The sequence below is a fragment of the Chthonobacter albigriseus genome (assembly GCF_013839445.1).
GTDB lineage: Bacteria > Pseudomonadota > Alphaproteobacteria > Rhizobiales > Pleomorphomonadaceae > Chthonobacter > Chthonobacter albigriseus.
In genome coordinates this window covers 337,395-357,268 of record NZ_JACDIT010000002.1, presented here as the reverse complement: position 1 = coordinate 357,268, position 19,874 = coordinate 337,395, and the positions used below count along the sequence as shown (strand labels likewise).

Sequence of the window (19,874 nt, the reverse complement as noted above, 5' to 3'; positions counted from 1 at the left end):
TCAGAGTTCGCCCAGTTCGTCGTGCAGGTCGTCGATCCGGCCGAGGCGGTTGCGGGCGGCCTTGCCGAGCCGGGCGATCAGCGCCTCGGTGATCAGGTGGGCGAGCACCAGCACCGACGCATGGTCGTCGATCGGACCCTTGGCGCGCGACTCGCAACGGAACACCCAGGTTGCCTCGGCTGCGGCGACATAGCCCGGGTCGGTGATCACGGCGACCTCCGCTCCCGCGCCCATAGCTGTGGATATCAGCGTCTCGGTCACCGGCACGCGGCGCCTCATGGCGAGCACGATCATCACGTCGCCTGCTGAAAGATCGATCAGGCTCTCGCCGAAGGTCTCGCCGGCGCGCGGCAGCAGCCGGATGTTCGGGCGGGCGTGCACCATCGACCAGTGCAGGTACTTGGCGATCGGGTAGCCGTGCCGGAAGCCGGCGATCCAAACCTGCGGCGCCGCCGCGATCCGCTCGATGAAGCCGGCGAAGGCGGTCCGGTCCAGCGCGCCGTAGGTCTTGCGCAGGTTCTCCGAAACGGTGTCGAGGTGCCGGTCGATCGGGTCGAGGCCGCCGTTGCCGAAGGATTTATCGAGCAGAAACAACGGCGCCCCGGACTCCCGCTCCTCCCGGGCGAGCCTGCGCATCTCCTCGAAGTTGGCGAACCCGAGCCGCCGCACGAACCGGCTGACGGCCGCATTCGACGTCTCCGCCATCCCCGCGAGCTCGGACGCGGAATAGCCGGGCAACTCGCCGGGGAAATTGAGGATGAGATCGGCGACCCGTTTCTCCGCCGGCGCGAGCTGCGGATAGCTGTCGCGCACCATCGCCAGAAGCGTCCGTCCCCCCGTCAAGACCCCGGTTTTCATGCGTGCCCCGCTGCACAAGTTTCGGTCATGCACTGCTTAAGAAAAGGCCTTTTCGCTAAGGCCTACCTATGAAAACCTGTTTTCAAGATCTCGGCAAGCGGGCCGCACGCGGAATACGCTCCGAGACCCGACAATGCGAAACCTGTGGTGGTGGCGATGTCAACGGCCTTCTCGGTCGATCTCAACGGGAAGAAGACGCTTCCCCTGAAAACGGTGGCAAGCCACGTCATCGCCCCGATGACCGGTTGGGCCGGCATCCTCAAGGCCGGGCAGTACATCCGCCTCACCGACCCCCGCGGCCGCCAGTGTGGCGACTTCTGGGCCTTCAACGCCGAGGACGTCACCGAGCACCTGTCCGCCATGCACACCCGGGTCTGGGTCAACAAGCTCTGCCCGGTGCCGGGCGAAAGCTTCCACACCAACCATCGCCGGCCGATCCTGCAGATGATCGCCGACACCTGCCGGGTGCACGACCTGCTCACCGCAGCCTGCGACGAGCACCGCTACCGCCTCTACGGGGTCCAGGGCCACCACCGCAGCTGCGCCGGCAACCTGCGCGAGGTGATGGAGCCGTGGTTCGGAACCGAGCGCTTCTACGTGCCGCAGCCCTTCAACGTGTTCGCCAACGTGCCGATCGGCGCGGACGGCGCCGTCCTCAACGGCGAGGCGCCCTCCAAGGCGGGCGACCACATCGTCCTCAAGGCCTGGATCGACAGCGTTATCGCTATCTCCGCCTGCCCGCAGGAGTTCAACCCGATCACCGGCTGGTATCCGACCGAGATGCTCGTCGACATCATGGAACCGGGGGAGGACGCATGAGCGCGACCGCCGACGTCTTCGTTCCCGGCGGCCACGGCCGCGGCTTCGCCGCCGATGAGGGCGACCTCGTCACCATCGTCGACGTGGAAGGCCAGCAGGCGCTCGACTTCGTTGCGGTCGCCAAGGCCGACCTTTCCGAGGGCCTTTCCGGCGTCGAGACCCGCCGCAAGCTGCGCTCGCTCTACATCAAGACCGGCGACAAGCTCTACACCAGCGCCGGCCGCCCCATGTTCGAGGTGGTGGAGGACAGCATCGGCGTGCACGACTACACGGTGCCCGCCTGCGACCCCAGTCGCTACGCCGTCGACTTCGGCTGCCCCGGACACCGCAACTGCCTGGACAACATGTTCGAGGCGCTGCAGCCCTACGGCCTGCCGGCCGACCTCGACGTGCCCGAGCCGTTCAATTTTTTCCAGAACAGCCCCGTCGTGGAAGGCGGCCGCACCGGCGTCGTCGACCCGCCGAGCCGCCCCGGCGACAAGCTCGTGCTGCGCGCGCTGATGGACGTCTATTGCGCGGTGTCGTCCTGCCCGCAGGACATCATCCCCGGCAACGGGCTGGTGCCGAGCGCCCTTGAAGTCCACGTCCGGCCGGCGGAGGGTTTCCAATGCCGCTCCTCATGATCGAGCCGGAAACCGGCCCGCTTCCGCCGGTCGCGTCGCTCACCGTCGCGGGCGGCGCGGTCGCCGCGGTGACAGTCGCCAAGGGGCAGTTCCTGGCGGTGACGGATCTGGAGGGCGGGCAGCCGGCGGCGCTCTTTGCCGCCATGCTCGACGATCCAGGCCAGGTGCTTTCGCCGCACCACACCCGCGTCTTCTCCAATTCCTTCCTGCTGCGTCTCGGCATGCGCCTCGTCACCAACCGCCGCCGTCCGGCGATGGTGCTCGGAGTCTCGCCCGACCATCTGCGGCACGACCTCCTGATGCCGGTGACGGAAGCCTCGGTGAACGGCCCGGAAGGCGGCGCGAATGCGGTGCGCGCCAAGGTCGCCGCCGCCTTCCGTGGGGCCGGTCTGGAGCCGCAGAAGCTCGCCGATCCGGTGAACCTCTTCCTCGACGTGGCCGTCAATCTCGACGGCAGCCTGTCGCCGCAGGGCGTCTCGTCCCGGGCTGGCGACACCGTCGTGTTTCGCGTCGTGCGGGACATGGTCGCCGTGGTCGGCGCGCCGCATGCCGACCCGGAACTCTGGGACCGCGCCACACCCGGCCCCATCGCCGTCAGGACCTGCAACCAGTTGGCGGACCTCGCCGACCTGCTCAAGAGGGGGTGATCATGCTCAATCGTCGCTTCATGCTGTCGTCCCTCGCCGCCGTTCTGGCGGCCGGCCTCGCAACCGCAACGCCCGCCGCCGCCGACGCGCTCGACGACATCAAGGCCCGCGGCTCCATCATCGTCGCCATCGATCCGACCTTTCCGCCCTTCGAGTTCACCGACGCCGCCGGCAAGGTCGTCGGCTACGATCCGGAACTGATCGAGGCGGTCGCCGCCGGCATGGGTGTCAAGGTCGAGTACAAGGTGATGGCCTTTTCCGGCATCATCCCGGGCCTCATCGCCGGCGCCTTCGACATGACGCCGACGCTGAACGTGACGGCCGAGCGCGCCGCCAAGATCGACTACGCGATCCCGACCGCCGCCTCCGTCAACGCCGTGCTGACGCTGAAGGAAACGGCCGTAAAGTCTTCCGCGATCGAGGATCTCGCCGGTTTGAAGTGCGCCGTGAAGGCCACCACCCAGCCCGAGCAGATGATGACGACCCTCAACGACGAGCTGGAGGCCAAGGGCGCCAAGCCGGTCGAGCTGCTCGGCTTCGAGACCATCGAGCAGACCATCGCCGCCCTCGCCGACAAGCGAGTCGACTGCGTGGTGGACGACAAGTCCGTGCTGGTGGAGGCGATCAACAAGCGCGCCGACCTGCCGCTGGCGCTGGCCGGCGAGATCGGCGGATCGCAACCGATCGCCTGGGGCGTCAACAAGGCCAATCCCAAGCTCACCGCCGCGCTCTCCGACGGTCTCAAGGCCCTGAAGGCGAGCGGCAAGATGGCCGAGCTGCAGACCAAGTACTTCGGCTACACCACCGACCTGCCGGAGACTGACTTCGTTCCGAAATAAGTGTCCCCTGTGACTTGGCGTCCGGCTTTCCTGCCGGACGCTCCTTTTTCGTAAGGCAGGCAAGCACAGGGAGGACGGGCGGCCCGTGTTCGACACCGAGCTGTTCCTGGAGAGCGTACCGACCCTCGCCGACGCGGCGCTCGTGACCATCAGGCTCACGGTCGTCTCCGGCGCGCTCGGCCTTCTCGCGGGCGCTCTGTCCGCCGCCGCGCAACTCTCCGGGGTGACGGCGCTCCGCATCCTCAGCCGGATCTACGTCAGCCTGATGCGCGGCACGCCGCTCTTCGTCCAACTGCTGGTCGTCTCCTTCGGACTGCCGATGCTCGGCGTTTCCGCCGATCCCTTCCTTGCCGCAGCGCTCGCCATCGGCCTCAATTCCGGCGCCTACGTCACCGAGATCCTGCGTGCCGGCGTCCTCGCCGTGCCCGCCGGCCAGATCGAGGCGGCGGCCGCGGTCGGCCTCTCACCGGTCCGGATCTGGACGCGCATCCTGCTGCCGCAGGCCTTCGCGATCAGCCTGCCGGCGCTCGCCGCCGAACTGACCATCGTCCTCAAATCCACGCCGCTCGCCTCCGTCGTCGCGGTGACCGAGATGACCTATTCCGGCGTGCTGATCCAGTCGCGCGCCTTCTCCGCCATCGAGGTATTCGTGCCGATCGCGGTCGGCTACATCCTGATCGCCCAGGCCATTTTGCGTGGCGCCCGCCACCTGGAAGGCCGCCTTGCGCGGGCGAGGGCCTGAGCCATGGACTGGACCGTTCTCCTGCCTCACATCCCGCGGCTGATGGACGGCCTCCTGATCACCCTCTGGGTGACCGTGCTCGGCACGCTCGCCTCGGTCGCCGGCGCGCTCCTGCTGGCCGGCGCGGCCGCATCGCCCTTCGGACCGGTGCGGGGAATCGTGCGCGTCTACACGGAGATCATCCTCGGCCTACCGATCCTGGTGCTGCTCTACCTCATCTACTTCGTCGCCCCGGACCTCGGTCTGAGGCTCGACGAGATCTCGGCCGGCGTCTTGACGCTGACGCTCTACTATTCGCCGTACATGGCGGAGGCGATCCGCGGCGCGGTCGGCTCCATCCCGCCCGGCCAGATCGACGCCGCGCGAATGGTGGGCATGCCGGGGCTTTCGATCGCCCGCCGCATCGTGGCCCCGCAGGTGCTCGGCCTGGTGATCCCGCCGCTGACCGGGCTGATGATCGGGCTCGCCAAGGACACCGCCATCCTCTCCGTCATCTCCGTCCAGGAGTTCGCCTACCGCACCAAGCAGGTCGTCTCGCGCACCTATGCTCCATTCGAGGTGTGGACCTTCGTGGCGGTGGTCTACTGGATGCTCCTCTCCGCTTTCGAGACGCTGATGCGCGGAGCGGAAGGGCGGGCCCTTCGTTTCCGCGAGAGCCGGTAGGCGATGCTGATGACCGCTCCCCCGCCCATTTCAGCCACCGGCATCGTCAAGCGCTTCGGCGCCGCGACGGTGCTCGACGACGTCTCGCTGACGGTCGCCCGCGGCGAGGTGGTCTGCGTGATCGGGCCGTCCGGGTCCGGCAAGTCCACACTCCTGCGCTGCCTCAGCTGGCTGGCGCCGCCCGACGCCGGACGGATCGAACTCGCTGGGGAGCGGCTCGGTCTGGTCGACGGCGGCGAGCGGCTGCGTTCGGCGGCCGAGATCCGCCGCCAGCGCTCGCGCATCGGCATGGTGTTCCAGGGGCTGAACCTCTGGCCTCACCTGACGGCCGCCGGCAACGTGATGGAAGGGCTCGTCACCGTCCGCCGCATGCCGAAGGCGAAGGCTCGCGAGCTCGCGCTCGCCCACCTCGATCGCGTCGGCCTCCTCGCCAAGGCGGACGCCTATCCTGCGCGCCTGTCCGGCGGGCAGCAGCAGCGCGTCGCCATCGCCCGCGCGCTCGCCATGGAGCCGGAGATCCTGTTCTTCGACGAGCCCACCTCCGCGCTCGATCCTGAACTCGTCGGCGAGGTGCTGGACGTGATGGGCGCGCTTGCCCGCCAGCACACGACCATGGTGGTCGTCACCCACGAGATGTCCTTCGCCGCCGAAGCGGCCGACCGGATCCTCTTCATGGACGAGGGGCGGGTCGTCGAGGAGGCAACGCCCGCCTCCTTCTTCGGCAATCCGCGCGAGGAGCGCTCCCGCCGCTTCCTCGACCGCACCCTGTCCCGCTACCGCCTCCTTGTCCGGAGTCCCTGACCCATGTCCACCGAACGTCGCTATATCGCCCCCGCCGATACCGCCACCGAAACCGCGCCCTACAGCCAGGCCGTGGTGGCCGGCGGCACCATCTACGTCGCCGGCCAGATCGCGCAGGACCATCCCGACTGGGCCGGGCGCCACGGCACCATCGAGGAGGAGACCGAGGTCTGCCTGACGCTGATCCAGACCTACCTGGAGAAGGCCGGCGCCTCGATGGCCGACGTCGTCAAGGTGACCGTGCTGATGGCCGACCTGGAGGAGTTCGAGCGGATGAACACGGTCTACGCCCGTTTCTTCCCCGCCGGCCGTCGGCCCGTGCGCACCACCACCGGTGCCGGATCGCTGCTCTACGGCTGCCGCATCGAGATCGACTGCATCGCCGTCCGCCAGTAGCGGCGGCAGGACATGTAAAGAAGATCTCGGGCCAACTGTAAGTCATTGGCCTGAGACTTGCATGTGATATCAAGTGAAAACATGCTCGCGAAGAGTATATCTCGCGAGAAGGACGGTCGCATTCAAGTGTGCGCCGGACAGTCTACGATTTCGTTCAAGAAAAGAGGGGGTATCCGCATGACCGCTTTCACATCGCGCATCCTGGCCGTGGCGCTCGCCACCGTCTTCAGCACCGAGGCCGTCCTGGCCGATTGCCTTCCGGCGATCAAGGAGAAGGGCGTCCTGCTCTCCGCCAACGGCCTGATGGGCACCAAGCCCTACGTCTGGAAGGACGAGAAGACGGGAACCTACCTCGGCTACGAGGCCGAACTCTTCGCCGAGATCACCAAGCGCCTCGGCATCGCCAAGTGGGACTACGCCATCACCGAGTGGACCACCATGATCCCGGGCCTCAAGGCCGAGCGCTGGGACATCATCCTCTCCGGCATGAGCGTCACACAGGAGCGCATCCAGGGCGCCGGCATCCAGTACTCCAACCCCTACTTCATGCTCTACGACGTGGTCATCGTGGAGGAGGGCTCCGACATCAAGTCGATGGACGACCTCAAGGGCAAGACGGTCGGCACCACGCTCGGCACGCTCGACAGCATCAACGCCCACATCCTCAAGGACGCCGGCAAGGTCGGCGAGGTGATGGACTTCAACACCTTCGGCGAGCCCTTCGTGGCGCTGAAGAACAAGCAGGTCGACGCCGTCGTCCTCGACCAGACCACCTATCTCGGCATGCAGAACGACATCGGCGGCCTGCGCACGGTCGGCGAACCGATCTACTACAACGCCAAGCCGGGCTGGGAAGACAAGGAGAAGGACGCCCCCTACGTCTTCGGCGGCACCGCCATCGGCGTCCGCGTCGAATGCGAGGACCTGCGCCTCGCGCTCAACGAGACGCTCGCCGCGATGGACGCCGACGGCACCCGCAAGGCCATCCTGGAGAAGTACGGCGTTTGGTCGCCCGAACAGGTCAAGCTGATGAAGTGAGGCATCCCTGGCACCGGTCGTGCATGACCGGTGCCGCTTTTTTCCGGCGGCGGTGCAGCGGATGGTCGAGTTCTTCTTCGTCCTGATACCCGAACATTTTCCCTTCCTGCTCGAGGGCGCGCTGATCACGCTGCAGCTCTCGATCCTCAGCATGGCGGCGGCCGTGGTCATCGGGCTCGGCGTCGCGCTGATCCGCCTCGCCAAGGTGCCGATCCTGTCCAAGCTCTGCGCCGCCTACGTGGAGGTCTGGCGCGACGTTCCGCTGATCGTCCAGCTGCTGGTGATCTTCTTCACGCTGCCCAACATCGGCATCCGCCTGCCCGGTTTCTGGGCGGGCGTGCTTGGCCTCAGCCTCAACATCGGCGCCTACCTCTCCGAAGTGTTCCGCGCGGCGATCTCCTCCATCGACACCGGCCAGCGCGACGCCGGGCTGTCGATCGGAATGTCCCGCTTCACCGTCTACCGGCGGGTGATCCTGCCGCAGGCGATGCGGATCGCGCTGCCGACGCTCGGCGGCTATTTCATCTCGCTTCTGAAGGATTCCTCGCTCGTCTCGTTCATCGCGGTCAACGAGCTGCTGCGCAACGGCACAATCATCATCGCCAACACCTTCCGCAGCATGGAAGTCTATTTCATGGTGGCGATCATCTACTTCATCATGAGTTTCGCCGCCGCCCGTCTGGTTGGCTGGGTGGAGATGAAGCTGACGCCCGCCTACCTGCGGCCCGCCGCCTTCGACCTCCGCCGCCGCTTGAGGCTCGCATGACTGGCGCCCCCGTACTCTCCGTCCGCGGCCTCGCCAAGCAGTTCGGCGCCACCAAGGTGCTGAACGGCGTCGACCTCGATGTCACCCCGGGCGAAGTGACCTTCCTGATCGGCCCCTCCGGCGGCGGCAAGTCCACGGTGCTGCGCTGCCTCAACTTCCTGGAGACGCCGACCGCCGGCGAGATCGCCTTCGACGGCCAGCGCCTCTGCCACGAGGACGGAGGCGTGTTCCAGGCCGCCCGCGAGTCCGTGCTGCGCGAGGCCCGCAGCCACATGCCGATGGTGTTCCAGCACTTCAACCTGTTCACCCACCGCACCGCGCTGGAGAACGTCATCGAAGGCCCGGTGATCGTGCAGAAGCGACCGCGCGCCGAGGCGATCGAGGAGGGCAGGGCGCTCCTCAAGCGCGTTGGTCTTGCCGAGCGGGCCGACTACTACCCCGGCCAGCTCTCCGGCGGCCAGAAGCAGCGCGTCGCCATCGCCCGCGCACTCGCCATGCGCCCCAAGCTGATCCTGTTCGACGAGCCCACTTCCGCGCTCGACCCCGAACTCGTCTCCGAGGTGCTCGACCTCATCCGCGAGCTCGCCGAGGAGGGCCGCACCATGATCGTGGTCAGCCACGAGATGATGTTCGCCAAGCGCCTGGCCGGCCGGGTCCATTTCATCGCCGGCGGGCGGATCGAAGAGTCCGGAACCCCGCAGGCCATCTTCGACGACCCGAAAAGCGATCGCCTCAAGGCGTTCATCCGATCCATCCTGCATTGAGAAGCCCGAGGAGGAGGCAGCCATGGAAGACGTCTTCGTCCGCCGCGACCTGATCCAGCCCGACACGCTGCGCGCGTTGTCCATCAAGTCCGACCGCGCCGGCTGGATCCAGCTCGGCAGCCACGCCGCCGCCATCGTCGGCACCGGCATCCTGCTCTCGCTGACGTGGGGATCGTGGGTGGCGGTGCCCGTGTTCATCGCGCACGGCATCCTTCTGAACTTCCTCTACGCCGGCCAGCACGAGTTCAGCCACTGGACGGTGTTCAAGACCAAGAAGCTCAACGAGATCTGCGGCCGCGCCATCGGCTTTCTGATGCTCTACCCGCGCGATTTCGACCAGATCCAGCACTTCGCCCACCACCGCTTCACGCAGGACTGGGCCAAGGACGGCGAACTGGGCCGCCCGAAGTTCACCTTCATGAGCTACATCCTCTGGCTGCTCGGACCCACCTACTGGTACTCGCGCATCCGCCGCCTGTTCCGCTTCACCGCCGGCATCGTCACCGAGCCCTACGTGCCGGACGACCGCAAGGCGGGCCTGATCCTGGAGGCGCGGATCCACATGGCCGGCTACGCGCTGATCGCGCTCGTCTCGCTCGCCGCCGGAAGCTGGGCCGCGGTCACCTACTGGCTCGCCCCGTTGATCCTCACCAAGGGCTTCCACCAGCTGCAGAACACCATCGAGCACATCGGCCTCAGCCACGAGAGCAACATCCTGGAGAACACCCGCTCCACCCGCACCAACGCCTTCATGCGCTGGCTCGGCTGGAATATGCAGTACCACACCGCCCACCACGCTTTCCCGGGCGTGCCCTTCCACAAGCTGCCCGACCTCGACCAGACGATCTTCGGCAAGAACGGCATCGAGCCCCATCGCATGGGCTACTTCGAGTTCCAGCGCTCCGTGCTCGACGCGCTCTGGCACGTCCGCTCCGAGGCCGAGTTCCCGGACGACCTCTCCTGGGTGGACGAGAAGAAGATGAAGGCCGCCACCGCCGCCGCGGCGGAGTGACCATGCAGCGCCTGCGGATCTACCAGTCCCTCTGGGCGGCCGAGCATGGCCGCCCCGGCGTGCCGCCCGAGCCGTTGGAGGAGATCTTCAACCGCGTGAAGGCGGCCGGCTACCACGGGCTCGCCATCGATCTCGGCGTCGCACCGGTGGAGGCCGCCCGCGTCGCCGTCCCGCACTACGCCCGCACGGGGCTCGGTGGGCTGGTCACCGCCTTCCCGCGCTCTATCGAAGGCCTTCGCCCGGCGCTGCATCTGGCCAAGGACATCGGCGCGCCCTTCGTGGTGGTCGTCGGCCAGATCATGCCGGTCACCGTGGAGGGCATGATCCCGGTGATCCGCGACTGGTTGAAGGTGTCGGCCGAGGAGGGCATGCCGATCCAGTTCGAAACCCACCGCAACTGCATCACCAACGACCTCTTCTCCACCCTCCAGCTTCTCGACGCGATCCCCGAGATGCGGCTCGCCGCCGACCTTTCGCACTACGTGGTCGACCGCGAAATGAAGCTGCCGCTCTTCCCCGACCTGCCGGCGCAGGTCTCGCGCATCCTCGCCCGCTCCGACAGCTTCCAGGGCCGCATCGCCTCGCGCAACCAGATCCAGCTGCAGATCGACTTCCCCCAGCACCAGAAGTGGGTGGACCTGTTCAAAGGCTGGTGGGCGGAGGGCTTCCGCGCCTGGCGCGCCCGCGCGCCCGAAGACGCCGAGCTCGTCTTCCTCTGCGAACTCGGCCCCCCGGAATACGCCATCACGGACAGCAACGGCGAGGAGCTCTCCGACCGTTGGGCCGAAGCCCTGGTGATCGCGGAGTGGGCGCGCGAGATCTTCGCAAAGGCGGGATGACCGCCGCTGGGAGAATGCTCTAGCTCATCGCCCAGCCACCGCCGCGATTTACGAAGGCGTCCCGGTTTTCCGCCTCCGCCGGCACTGCGCAGCCAAGAGCAGGAAGCAGCATCCGCATGTTTGCGGCGATAAGGTCCGCCATCGGCTTCAACTCGTCTCGGTCATATTCGGCCAGTTGCGGCGCGATCGCCCCGGCGATGCTCTGGGCCTGATCCCTCCGCAGTCGGCGCCGGGCAGCCGCCGTGCCGATTCCGAGCGCTCCCAGGAAAGCCTCGAACTCCTCTTCGGTCACCTCATCCAGCCGTTCCGCGCCGCCGATCCGGTAGGCGAACTCGTCCGTCAAGCTCGGGTCCAGCCGGGTCGGCAGTACGTCGTAGCGCGGCGCTGATCTGGTCCGGCCGCCGCTTTCGTGGAGCAGCGAAAAGTTCTTCGCATGGCCGTCCGCGTTGCCCACGAGCATGTCCAGGAGAGTCGCCCGGATGAACGTCAGCCGCTCCTCGGCCGGGCTGGACGTCGTATTCAGGACGCGCGCGATTCCGGCGACATCGAAGCGGCGGCCTTCGCGGCCGTTGCGCTCGTATTTCAGCGACGGCGGCAGGCCTAGCGCCTGCGCGAAGTCCTCCTGATGAATGCGCACGATGCGCCCGTCGGCAGCCGTCGCCCGGTCGTAGCGGGTGATGAGCAGCGCTTCGATGTTGCCGATCCGGACGATCCGCGTGTCCGCTGTCCGGAACCCAGCCGCCCGGCAGAGGTCCAAGGCCGCCTGCTCGTGCCGGGCATCCCTCGGGTTGCGCGCGTCCGGCACTTTGAGGATGTGCGTGGTTGGTGCGCCGGTGTCCGGCTTCGGCTCGGCATAGCGGCCGTCCGGCAGCACGGTGAGCGCGATCTTGCTCTGGACGCCTGCGAGCGGGGAAGGATCCTGGCTGTTCTCCGGCAGTTGCCGTCGTCGGTGGAGCGATTCGACGATCTCGCGCAGACGTTCGTCGGACAGCGGCTCGTAGTCGGACGTGAGATCGCCGGGCACCTTCACAGGAGGCGCCCCTTCCGGGAGCACCGAGATGGCTCCGGCGCAGTCCTTGCCGAGGTGCAGCAGCAGGCCGGCGATGTCGTCCACCGCCAGGCCCTCGCGCTCCCGAATGTGCTGAAGTGCCTGATCACGCTCCTGAAGCAGGTTGCCGAAGAAGGCGCGGGTCTCGACGTCTCCGTAGGGTTCGACCCTCGGCGGCAGGGCAAGTGACAACCGGACGGTTTCCGGGTCGATGAGGTAGTCGTCCGTAAATCGGAATGAGACCGCTCCCGAACCGCCGCGCGAAAGCTTGCCGATCGGGCTCTCGAAGCCGTCCAGCCGAACGTCGAGGATAAGGTCCGGATCCGGCATCACAGGCTCCGCGCCATGACGGTGATGCCGAGGGCACGGGACACCTGCAGCGCCTTGTCGAGGCTGATGGTGCCCTTCCCGGCTTCAAGCTCGGATACGAAGCGCCGTCCAACGCCCGCAAGGTCGGCGAACTCCTGCTGCGAGAAGCCCTTCGCCTTGCGGAGACGGCGCACGAGCATTCCAAGGTCTTTGGCCGAGTCCACGGGGTTCAGGGTCCGGACCTCGCCGGTCGCGCTGAGCGTCACCATCGTTCCGTTCCGTCTTTCGTTTGCTACCGAGCGGGAGCATAGCGCATTCAACAACCCTTTGTCACGGACTTTGCTACCGAGCGGGAGCATCTTGAGAGAATCCACGGCCCCTCGCTAATTCTGCTCCCGTACGGGATCATATCCGAATTGGACGTGCGCGGAAATTGACCAGGACGGTGCCTCTGAAAGCGACATTCCACTTGCGAATGACCGGGAACGTTGAAGCCCAGCGTGCGTACGCGGGCCGATCGACCCTTCTTCGGGGTTGGCACACCGCTTGCAAACCTCTTTTCAGCGCGGTCGTCGACTGTTCGGCGATTTCCCAAGGGTTGGCGTGCCAATTCCATCAGGGGTGATCACGATGCGTGATCGTCTGGGCGGAACCGGCGTGCGCAGCGCCGGTGGGAGCGAACGTGCGGTCTCCACGGACCCGGTCGTCACCGTGTCCGGGCTGACGGTCGACTTCGAGACCGAGCGCGGTACCTACCGCGCCGTCAACGACGTCAGCTTCACGATCGGCCGCGGCGAGATCGTCGGCCTGGTCGGCGAATCCGGCTCCGGCAAGTCGGTGAGCGCGCTCGCGCTGCTCGGGCTCGTGCCCAAGCCGGGGCGGCTGATCGCCGGTCAGGCGCTGTTCGACGGCCGTGACATCCTCGCCATCCCGCCGCGCGAGATGCAGGCCCTGCGCGGCCGGCGCATCGCCTACATCTCGCAGACGCCCCGCGCGGCGCTCAACCCCAGCTACCGCATCGGCGACCAGCTCGACATCACGCTCCGCGCTTGCGCGCCGGAGTTGACGGGAACCGCCCGTTCTGCCCGCGCGCTGGACCTTCTGTCGCTGCTCGGCTTCCACGAACCGGCCCGCGTCGCGGCGTCGTTCCCGCACCAGCTCTCCGGCGGCATGTGCCAGCGCGTCTGCATCGCGATGGCGCTCGCCGGCAGCCCGGACCTCCTGATCGCCGACGAGCCGACCACCGCCCTCGACGTCGCGGTCCAGATGCAGATCCTCGCCTACCTCTACCGCCTGCGGCGCGAGACGGGCGTCTCGATCCTGCTCGTCAGCCACGATCTCGCGCTCGTCCGCTCGCTCGCCGACCGCGTGATCGTGCTCTACGGCGGCGAGATCCAGGAGGTCGGCAGCGTCGACGCCATCCTCGCCAAGCCCTTCCATCCCTATTCGCAGGCGCTGCTCGCCTCCGTGCCCGACCCGTCCCGACGGACGGACCGGCTCGCCTACATCGAGGGCTACCCCGCGCCCGTCCCGCCCGACGCCACCGGCTGCCGCTTCGCCGGGCGTTGCGCGATGGCGGTCGACCGCTGCCGGACCGAACGCCCGAACCTCAGGCCCGCCGGCGCCGACACGCGCGTGCGCTGCCACTTCACCGACGTCGAGGGAGGGCGCGCATGACCGCCGCACCGCTCGTCGAGACCCGCGGGCTCGGCAAGACCTTCACGTCGGGCGGCTGGTGGGGCGGCGCGCGCGAGGAGAAGGTCGCCGTCGAAGGCGTCGACATCGCCATTCCCGCCGGCGGCACGCTCGGCTGCGTGGGCGAGTCCGGTTCCGGCAAATCCACCCTCGGGCGCATGCTGATCCGCCTGATCGAGCCGACCGCCGGGTCCATCCACTTCGACGGGCGCGATATCACCGCGATCGGCGGTGAGGACCTTCGCGCCACCCGCCGGCACATGCAGATGGTCTTCCAGGACCCGCTGCTGTCGCTCAACCCGCGCCGCACGATCGGCGCCAACATCGCCCGCCCGCTCGCCAACTTCGGCATCCGGGGGCAGGAGTCGCGCGACCGGGTCGAGCGGTTGATGCGCCTCTGCGGGCTCGATCCGTCGCAGGCGACCCGCTACCCCAACGAGATCAGCGGCGGCCAGTGCCAGCGCGTCGCCATCGCCCGGGCGCTGGCGCTGGAACCGAAGTTCCTGTTCCTCGACGAGCCGGTCTCCGCCCTCGACGTCTCCGTCCAGGCGCAGATCCTCAACCTGCTGCTCGACATCCAGGCCGAGCTCGGCCTGACCTACCTCTTCGTCACCCACGACCTGAAGCTCATCGAGTTCATGGCCGACGAGGTGGTCGTCATGCGCCACGGGCGCGTCGTGGAGCGCGGCACGGCCGAGGCGGTCTGGAACGACCCGCAACACCCCTACACCCGAAACCTTCTCGACGGCGTGCTCCGCCTGGACGCGCCGCCCGACTGGGATGCCCTGACGAGACGCCTCGAAGGGGTCGACACCGGCGCGGCCTGAACGGCCTTCGCTCAAGCAAATGAGGGAAACACGATGACAGGGAAGCTGTTTTCGACAACCCGGCGCGGTATCGCCGGCATCCTTGTGGCGGCGGCGCTCGCATCGACGTCGCTGTTCGGCACGGTCGGCAAGGCCTCGGCCGAGACCACGCTGACGATCGGCATCGAGGCGGACCTCGCCAAGCTCGATCCGCACATCTCCGGCACCTGGAACACCTTCAAGGCACTCAGCCACGTCTACGAAGGCTTCGTCGCCGAGGACCTGCTGGTCGCCGACGTACCGGCCCCGCCGATCGTTCCGGCGCTCGCGGAGTCCTGGACGATCAGCGAGGACAAGCTGACCTACACCTTCAAGCTCCGGCAGGGGGTCAAGTTCCACGACGGCACCGACTTCAACGCCGCCGCGGTCGACTTCAACATGAAGCGCATGCTGGATCCGAGCTTCCAGTTCCACCAGCCCGGCGCCGTCGGCATGATGCAGTGGGTCTGGGGCGACGTGGCCAGCTACAAGGTGGTCGACGACTACACCTACGAGATCAAGCTGAAGCAGCCGAACTCCGAACTGCTGCGCCGCATGGCGGCCGGCGGCTCCGGCACCCCGCGCTTCATCTCCCCGGCGGCGGTGGAGAAGTACGGCAACGACGGCATCAACGCCAACGCTGTCGGCACCGGCCCCTTCATGCTGACCGAGCGCGTCGTCGGCGAGAAGGCCGTACTCACCAAGAACGCCAGCTACTGGGACCCCAAGCGCACGCCCAAGGTCGACAAGCTGATCCTGCGCGGCATCCCTGAGGTCGCCACCCGCGAGCTCGGCCTGATGACCGGCGAGCTCGACATGATCGCCACCCCGTCGCCGGACAGCATCGAGTACCTGGAGGCCCAGGGCCTCACCGTCTTCAAGGGTCCGGCCGCGACGGTCTATCCGATCTGGCTGAACTTCAAGGAAAAGCCGCTCCAGGACGTGCGCGTGCGCAAGGCGATGGCCATGGCCATCGACCGCGAGGGCATGGCCAAGTTCCTGCGCCGCGGCATGGCGGTGCCTGCCTACGGCATTCTCAACTTCGGCGGCCCCGGTTGGGACCCCGAGTACCGCGACTTCCCCTATGATCCGGAAGGCGCCAAGAAGCTCCTGGCCGAGGCCGGCTATCCCGACGGCTTCGAGACCCGCCTCGACTGGACGATGGGCGGCGGCGGCGACGTCAACACCCGCGCCGACGCGGAATGGATCCAGCGCGATCTCGCCCGCATCGGCATCAAGGCGACCATCGAGGTGTTCGACAACGGCACCTACTGGGACATGCTCGCCAAGGGTATCCGCGAGGGCTCCTGCTGCATGCAGGTCTCCTGGGGCGAGACCGGCTTCTTCTGGCTCGACCTCGTCCTGACCAAGGCCGCGATGCCGCCGAACGGCTTCAACTCCGGCTACTACGACAATCCGAAGATGGACGAGCTTCTCGCCAAGGCGCGCAGCGCCGCCAGCGAGGAGGAGATGATCAAGACCCTTCACGAGGTGCGCGACATCGTCACCGCCGATGCGGCCTTCATCCCGGTCTACACGCCGATCCAGGTCTACGTGACGCGTCCCAACGTCAAGGGCTTCGTCCTCGCCCCGCAGCATTGGGCCGACTCCCCCGGCGTCAACAGGGAGTGATCGACCGGGGGTGCCCGCCAACGGCCCCCGGGGGGGGGGCGGGGCGCGCTCCCCCGGGGCGCCCCCTCCCGACGCCACCGACAAGCCGCCGGCCGGAGCCCTGTCGAAGGGCCCCGTCCGGTCCGGATTGAGAGGCTCGGACCCCGACATGCTCATGCTGATCGCCAAACGCCTGCTCGGCGCCATCCCGGTTCTTCTCGGGGTGTCCTTCGTTGTCTTCGTCGCGCTCCAACTCGTGCCGGGTGACGTGGCGCGGTTCATCCTCGGCTACAGCGCCACCGAGGAGAACGTGCAGGCGCTGCGCGAGGAACTGGGGCTGAACCGGCCCATCCTCATCCAGTACGGGATCTGGCTTGGCAACGTGCTCAGCGGCGACTTCGGCCGTTCCATCGCGCTCGGCGTGCCCGTCACGACGGTGATCCTCGACAAGATCGGCGCTTCGCTGCTTCTGATGGCCGCGAGCCTCTTCCTCGTGCTCGCCTTCGGTCTCGGCCTTGCTGCGATCGCCGGCGGCCACCATCGCTCCAAGCGCGACCGGGTCGTCGTCCTCTTCACGCTGTTCTGCGCGTCCATGCCGCCCTTCTGGCTCGGCATCGTGCTGCTCTACGTCTTCGGCCTGCAGCTCCGGATGTTCCCGATCTCCGGCATGTACGACATGGCGAACCCCGGCGGCTGGCCCGACGTGCTGCATCACCTCGTTCTGCCGGCGATCACCACGGCGGTCTCGTCGCTGGCGATCGTCACCCGCGTCACCCGCGGGCGGATGATCGACGTGATGACCCAGCCCTACATCCTCGCCGCCCGGGCACGCGGTCTGTCGGAACGGCGCGTGGTTTACCTGGAGGCGGTGCGCAACGTGCTGCCGACCTACGTCGGCATCTCCGGCCTGCAGATCGGCTACATCTTCGGCAACGCGGTCTTCTCCGAGATCGTCTTCAACTGGCCGGGCATCGGCCTGCAGCTCTATCAGGCGATCATCCAGCGCGACTTCCCGGTGGTGCAGGGTAGCGTGCTCGCCATCGCCGCCGTTTTCGTCATCGGCAACCTCATCTCGGATGTGCTCGCCAAGGCGCTTGACCCGCGGAGGAGCGCATGACCGCCGTCGCCACGCCCCCGCGCCGCCGCTGGCTGCGCTCGCCGACGCTGCGCGTGCTGCTTTCCGACCGCGCCTGCGCAACGGGCCTCTTCCTTCTGGCCGTGATCTGCTTCGCGGCGATCTTCGCGCCGTGGCTGGCCCCCTTCGGGCCGGACGAGGCCACGCCGATGTTCCGCCTGATGCCGCCCGGCACCGAGGGCCACCTCCTCGGCCTCGACCACCAGGGCCGAGACATCCTCTCCCGTCTGATCTGGGGCGCCCGGCTGACGCTCGCGGCGGGCATCATCCCGGTGGCGGTCGGCGCCGCGATCTCCATCCCCATCGGCATGATCGCCGCCTGGTACGACAGCCTCGGCGCCGCGATCCTGCGCGTGATGGACGTGCTCTTCGCCTTCCCGATGGCGCTGCTCGCCATCATGGTGGCGGCCTTCCTCGGCCCGGGCGTGGAGAACATGATGATCTCGCTGGTCATCGTGCTCCTGCCCTACAACGTCCGCGTCGTCTACCAGGCGACCGTGGAGCAGAAGTCGATGCCCTACGTCGAGGCGCTGCGGGCGGCTGGCACGTCGACCCCGGCCATCCTCTTCGCCGAGCTGCTGCCCAATGTGGCGTCCGCCGCGATCGTCTACTCCACGACCATCGTCGGCAGCATCGTCATCACCGCCGCCGGCCTCAGCTTCCTCGGCCTCGGCGTCCAGCCGCCCGGCGCCGAGTGGGGCATCATGGTCGCCGAGGGACGCACCGTCGTCTTCGTCGCCCCGCACGTCTCGGCCATTCCCGGCCTCTTCCTCACGCTCCTCGTCGTCGCCTGCAGCCTCGTCGGCGACGGCATCCGCGACGCGCTCGACCCGCGCGTTCGCGCCTCGATGGGGAGCTGACCACCGCATGCCCGTCGCCCGAGCAGAAGAAGCCTGTCCATGTCGATCCTGATCCGCAACGCCCGCGTGCTCACCTTCGACGCCGACCGCACGGAATGGCCCCGCGCCGACGTCCTTGTCACGGGCCGCACCATCGCGGCGGTCGGGCCGGACCTCCCTGCGCCGCCGGATGCCGAGGTGATCGACGGCACGGGCAAGCTCGTCATGCCGGGCCTGGTCAACGCCCACCTCCACTCGCCCGCCAATCTCCTGAAGGGCGCGATGGTGGACATGCCGCTGGAGCTCTTCATGCTCTATGAGGTGCCGCCGATCGGCGACACCCCGGCGAGCGCGCGGCTCTACTACCTCCGCTCCATGCTGGGCGCGATGGAGATGCTGAAGCTCGGCATCACCTCTGTCCACGACGACGCCTTCTTCAACCCGACGCCCTATCCGGAGACGATCGACGCCATCATGGGCGCCTACCGCGACAGCGGCATCCGCGCCACCGTGGCGATCGACCAGCCGAACGTGGTGGAATACGAGAAGTTTCCGTTCCTGAAGGACCTGCTTCCGGAGGAGGAGCGCGAGCGCATGCGCCGCGCGCCGATCCAGTCTGGCGAGGAGCTGATCGAGCTCTGCAAGTGGTTCATCGGCCGCTGGCACGAGGCCGAGGACGGGCGCCTGCGCTGCTCCGTGTCCTGCTCGGCGCCGCAGCGCGTCACGCCGCAGTACCTGAAGGACCTCACCGCGCTCTCCGCCGAGCACGACCTCGCCTTCAACATCCACATCCTGGAGACCCGCCTGCAGCGCGTGCTCGGCCAGGAGCTCTACGGCAAGTCGCTGGTCGCCTACGTCGACGACCTCGGCTGTCTGGACGAGCGCAAGATGGTGATCCACTCCATCTGGGTCGACGGCGACGACATCGCGCGCATGGCCGCCTCCGGCTGCTCGGTGGCGCACAATCCGATCTCCAACCTGAAGGTCGGCTCCGGCGTCATGCCGTTCCGCGCGCTCCGCGACGCCGGCATCCCCATCGCCATCGGCACCGACGAGGCGGCGGTGGACGACAGCGCCAACGTGTGGTCCGCCGCCAAGCAGGTCGGCCTCGTCCAGAAGGTCGCCGATCCCGACTGGCGTCGCTGGCCCCGCGAGGACGAGATCCTCGACGCGGTGATCCTCGGCGGTGCCCGCTCCATGCGCCTTCAGGATCGCATCGGCTGTATCGCACCGGGCTACGACGCCGACCTGATCCTCGTCGACCTCGACACCATCGCCTTCACGCCGCTCAACGACCTGAAGCGCCAGCTGGTATTCTGCGAGAACGGTTCCTCCGTCGTCATGACCATGGTCGCCGGTCGTATCGTGATGCGCGACGGCAAGCTCACCACCGTCGACGAGGCGGCGCTGAAGGCGGAGATCCGCGCGGCGATGGCCGAACACGCCGAAACCTTCGACAAGATCCACGCGCACGCGGAGCGCCTGAAGCCCTACTATCAGGCGATGCTGGACCGGGCGCTCGCCCAGGACGTCGGCATGATGCGATGGGTACCGCCCTACGGCTCCGGCCGGATCGCCTGAAGGA

Annotated in this window: 22 protein-coding genes; 19 read left to right on the top strand and 3 right to left on the bottom strand. The window is 67.7% G+C overall.

From position 1 onward, the window contains the following. Positions 1–858: a MurR/RpiR family transcriptional regulator gene (locus HZ321_RS09815; protein ID WP_181702106.1), complete on the bottom strand. Its 858-nt coding sequence runs from the start codon at positions 856–858 to the stop codon at positions 1–3. A 156-nt stretch (positions 859–1,014) separates the two neighbouring features. Here HZ321_RS09815 and HZ321_RS09810 point away from each other — a divergent pair, with 156 nt between their 5' ends. The 13 genes from HZ321_RS09810 to HZ321_RS09750 all read left to right on the top strand — a co-directional run bounded on the left by HZ321_RS09810 (position 1,015) and on the right by HZ321_RS09750 (position 10,807). Then, on the top strand, positions 1,015–1,677 hold the full coding sequence (locus HZ321_RS09810; protein ID WP_181702105.1) for a DUF1989 domain-containing protein: 663 nt from the start codon (positions 1,015–1,017) through the stop codon (positions 1,675–1,677). Continuing rightward, on the top strand, positions 1,674–2,300 hold the full coding sequence (locus HZ321_RS09805) for a DUF1989 domain-containing protein (RefSeq protein WP_181702104.1): 627 nt from the start codon (positions 1,674–1,676) through the stop codon (positions 2,298–2,300). Before HZ321_RS09810 ends, HZ321_RS09805 begins: the two co-directional genes overlap by 4 nt. Then, positions 2,285–2,947, top strand: a complete 663-nt coding sequence (locus HZ321_RS09800; RefSeq protein ID WP_181702103.1) for an urea carboxylase-associated family protein — start codon at positions 2,285–2,287, stop codon at positions 2,945–2,947. The genes HZ321_RS09805 and HZ321_RS09800 overlap by 16 nt, the downstream gene beginning before the upstream one ends. A gap of 2 nt (positions 2,948–2,949) precedes the next feature. Continuing rightward, positions 2,950–3,786, top strand: coding sequence for a transporter substrate-binding domain-containing protein (locus tag HZ321_RS09795; protein ID WP_181702102.1), 837 nt, complete (start codon positions 2,950–2,952; stop codon positions 3,784–3,786). Between the two features lie 85 nt (positions 3,787–3,871). After that, on the top strand, positions 3,872–4,528 hold the full coding sequence (locus tag HZ321_RS09790; protein WP_181702101.1) for an ABC transporter permease subunit: 657 nt from the start codon (positions 3,872–3,874) through the stop codon (positions 4,526–4,528). A 3-nt stretch (positions 4,529–4,531) separates the two neighbouring features. Then, a complete protein-coding gene (locus tag HZ321_RS09785) occupies positions 4,532–5,191 on the top strand; it encodes an amino acid ABC transporter permease (RefSeq protein ID WP_181702100.1) in 660 nt (219 codons plus the stop codon). A gap of 9 nt (positions 5,192–5,200) precedes the next feature. Beyond that, positions 5,201–5,992 carry an amino acid ABC transporter ATP-binding protein gene (locus tag HZ321_RS09780; protein ID WP_181702099.1) on the top strand — a complete coding sequence of 264 codons (792 nt, stop codon included), beginning with the start codon at positions 5,201–5,203 and terminating at the stop codon, positions 5,990–5,992. Between the two features lie 3 nt (positions 5,993–5,995). Further along, complete coding sequence (locus HZ321_RS09775; RefSeq protein WP_181702098.1) at positions 5,996–6,388, top strand: RidA family protein; 393 nt, start codon at positions 5,996–5,998, stop codon at positions 6,386–6,388. 177 nt (positions 6,389–6,565) lie between these two features. Further along, the gene (locus HZ321_RS09770) at positions 6,566–7,426 is read left to right on the top strand and encodes a substrate-binding periplasmic protein (RefSeq protein WP_181702097.1); all 861 of its coding nucleotides are present in this window, start codon (positions 6,566–6,568) and stop codon (positions 7,424–7,426) included. 61 nt (positions 7,427–7,487) lie between these two features. Then, positions 7,488–8,192 carry an amino acid ABC transporter permease gene (locus HZ321_RS09765; protein ID WP_181702096.1) on the top strand — a complete coding sequence of 235 codons (705 nt, stop codon included), beginning with the start codon at positions 7,488–7,490 and terminating at the stop codon, positions 8,190–8,192. After that, positions 8,189–8,956 (top strand): amino acid ABC transporter ATP-binding protein, encoded by a 768-nt coding sequence (locus HZ321_RS09760; protein ID WP_181702095.1) that lies wholly within the window; start codon positions 8,189–8,191, stop codon positions 8,954–8,956. Before HZ321_RS09765 ends, HZ321_RS09760 begins: the two co-directional genes overlap by 4 nt. A 22-nt stretch (positions 8,957–8,978) precedes the next feature. Continuing rightward, entirely contained in the window at positions 8,979–9,968 is a 990-nt protein-coding gene (locus HZ321_RS09755; RefSeq protein ID WP_181702094.1) for a fatty acid desaturase, read from the top strand. A gap of 2 nt (positions 9,969–9,970) precedes the next feature. Then, positions 9,971–10,807 (top strand): sugar phosphate isomerase/epimerase family protein, encoded by an 837-nt coding sequence (locus HZ321_RS09750; RefSeq protein ID WP_181702093.1) that lies wholly within the window; start codon positions 9,971–9,973, stop codon positions 10,805–10,807. A gap of 19 nt (positions 10,808–10,826) precedes the next feature. Here HZ321_RS09750 and HZ321_RS09745 read toward each other — a convergent pair whose 3' ends face one another. After that, positions 10,827–12,185 carry a HipA domain-containing protein gene (locus HZ321_RS09745; RefSeq protein ID WP_181702092.1) on the bottom strand — a complete coding sequence of 453 codons (1,359 nt, stop codon included), beginning with the start codon at positions 12,183–12,185 and terminating at the stop codon, positions 10,827–10,829. Further along, complete coding sequence (locus HZ321_RS09740; RefSeq protein WP_181702091.1) at positions 12,185–12,433, bottom strand: helix-turn-helix transcriptional regulator; 249 nt, start codon at positions 12,431–12,433, stop codon at positions 12,185–12,187. Before HZ321_RS09740 ends, HZ321_RS09745 begins: the two co-directional genes overlap by 1 nt. A gap of 361 nt (positions 12,434–12,794) precedes the next feature. Here HZ321_RS09740 and HZ321_RS09735 point away from each other — a divergent pair, with 361 nt between their 5' ends. The 6 genes from HZ321_RS09735 (at position 12,795) to HZ321_RS09710 (ending at position 19,870) form a co-directional block, all read left to right on the top strand. Beyond that, positions 12,795–13,841: an ABC transporter ATP-binding protein gene (locus HZ321_RS09735; RefSeq protein WP_181702090.1), complete on the top strand. Its 1,047-nt coding sequence runs from the start codon at positions 12,795–12,797 to the stop codon at positions 13,839–13,841. Then, entirely contained in the window at positions 13,838–14,686 is an 849-nt protein-coding gene (locus HZ321_RS09730; protein ID WP_181702089.1) for an ATP-binding cassette domain-containing protein, read from the top strand. The genes HZ321_RS09735 and HZ321_RS09730 overlap by 4 nt, the downstream gene beginning before the upstream one ends. A gap of 33 nt (positions 14,687–14,719) precedes the next feature. Continuing rightward, positions 14,720–16,336: an ABC transporter substrate-binding protein gene (locus HZ321_RS09725; protein WP_181702088.1), complete on the top strand. Its 1,617-nt coding sequence runs from the start codon at positions 14,720–14,722 to the stop codon at positions 16,334–16,336. Positions 16,337–16,484: 148 nt separating this feature from the next. Continuing rightward, positions 16,485–17,432, top strand: a complete 948-nt coding sequence (locus HZ321_RS09720) for an ABC transporter permease (RefSeq protein WP_181702087.1) — start codon at positions 16,485–16,487, stop codon at positions 17,430–17,432. Further along, positions 17,429–18,310, top strand: a complete 882-nt coding sequence (locus tag HZ321_RS09715) for an ABC transporter permease (protein ID WP_181702086.1) — start codon at positions 17,429–17,431, stop codon at positions 18,308–18,310. Before HZ321_RS09720 ends, HZ321_RS09715 begins: the two co-directional genes overlap by 4 nt. Before the next feature lie 39 nt (positions 18,311–18,349). Beyond that, positions 18,350–19,870, top strand: coding sequence for an amidohydrolase family protein (locus HZ321_RS09710; RefSeq protein WP_181702085.1), 1,521 nt, complete (start codon positions 18,350–18,352; stop codon positions 19,868–19,870). The last annotated feature ends 4 nt before the right edge of the window (positions 19,871–19,874 follow it).

Coding starts and splice junctions, on each gene's coding strand:
- HZ321_RS09815 (WP_181702106.1), bottom strand. CDS start 858: ATGAAAACCGGGGTCTTGACGGGGGGACGGACGCTTCTGGCGATGGTG.
- HZ321_RS09810 (WP_181702105.1), top strand. CDS start 1,015: ATGTCAACGGCCTTCTCGGTCGATCTCAACGGGAAGAAGACGCTTCCC.
- HZ321_RS09805 (WP_181702104.1), top strand. CDS start 1,674: ATGAGCGCGACCGCCGACGTCTTCGTTCCCGGCGGCCACGGCCGCGGC.
- HZ321_RS09800 (WP_181702103.1), top strand. CDS start 2,285: ATGCCGCTCCTCATGATCGAGCCGGAAACCGGCCCGCTTCCGCCGGTC.
- HZ321_RS09795 (WP_181702102.1), top strand. CDS start 2,950: ATGCTCAATCGTCGCTTCATGCTGTCGTCCCTCGCCGCCGTTCTGGCG.
- HZ321_RS09785 (WP_181702100.1), top strand. CDS start 4,532: ATGGACTGGACCGTTCTCCTGCCTCACATCCCGCGGCTGATGGACGGC.
- HZ321_RS09780 (WP_181702099.1), top strand. CDS start 5,201: ATGACCGCTCCCCCGCCCATTTCAGCCACCGGCATCGTCAAGCGCTTC.
- HZ321_RS09775 (WP_181702098.1), top strand. CDS start 5,996: ATGTCCACCGAACGTCGCTATATCGCCCCCGCCGATACCGCCACCGAA.
- HZ321_RS09770 (WP_181702097.1), top strand. CDS start 6,566: ATGACCGCTTTCACATCGCGCATCCTGGCCGTGGCGCTCGCCACCGTC.
- HZ321_RS09765 (WP_181702096.1), top strand. CDS start 7,488: ATGGTCGAGTTCTTCTTCGTCCTGATACCCGAACATTTTCCCTTCCTG.
- HZ321_RS09760 (WP_181702095.1), top strand. CDS start 8,189: ATGACTGGCGCCCCCGTACTCTCCGTCCGCGGCCTCGCCAAGCAGTTC.
- HZ321_RS09755 (WP_181702094.1), top strand. CDS start 8,979: ATGGAAGACGTCTTCGTCCGCCGCGACCTGATCCAGCCCGACACGCTG.
- HZ321_RS09750 (WP_181702093.1), top strand. CDS start 9,971: ATGCAGCGCCTGCGGATCTACCAGTCCCTCTGGGCGGCCGAGCATGGC.
- HZ321_RS09745 (WP_181702092.1), bottom strand. CDS start 12,185: ATGCCGGATCCGGACCTTATCCTCGACGTTCGGCTGGACGGCTTCGAG.
- HZ321_RS09740 (WP_181702091.1), bottom strand. CDS start 12,433: ATGGTGACGCTCAGCGCGACCGGCGAGGTCCGGACCCTGAACCCCGTG.
- HZ321_RS09735 (WP_181702090.1), top strand. CDS start 12,795: ATGCGTGATCGTCTGGGCGGAACCGGCGTGCGCAGCGCCGGTGGGAGC.
- HZ321_RS09730 (WP_181702089.1), top strand. CDS start 13,838: ATGACCGCCGCACCGCTCGTCGAGACCCGCGGGCTCGGCAAGACCTTC.
- HZ321_RS09725 (WP_181702088.1), top strand. CDS start 14,720: ATGACAGGGAAGCTGTTTTCGACAACCCGGCGCGGTATCGCCGGCATC.
- HZ321_RS09720 (WP_181702087.1), top strand. CDS start 16,485: ATGCTCATGCTGATCGCCAAACGCCTGCTCGGCGCCATCCCGGTTCTT.
- HZ321_RS09715 (WP_181702086.1), top strand. CDS start 17,429: ATGACCGCCGTCGCCACGCCCCCGCGCCGCCGCTGGCTGCGCTCGCCG.
- HZ321_RS09710 (WP_181702085.1), top strand. CDS start 18,350: ATGTCGATCCTGATCCGCAACGCCCGCGTGCTCACCTTCGACGCCGAC.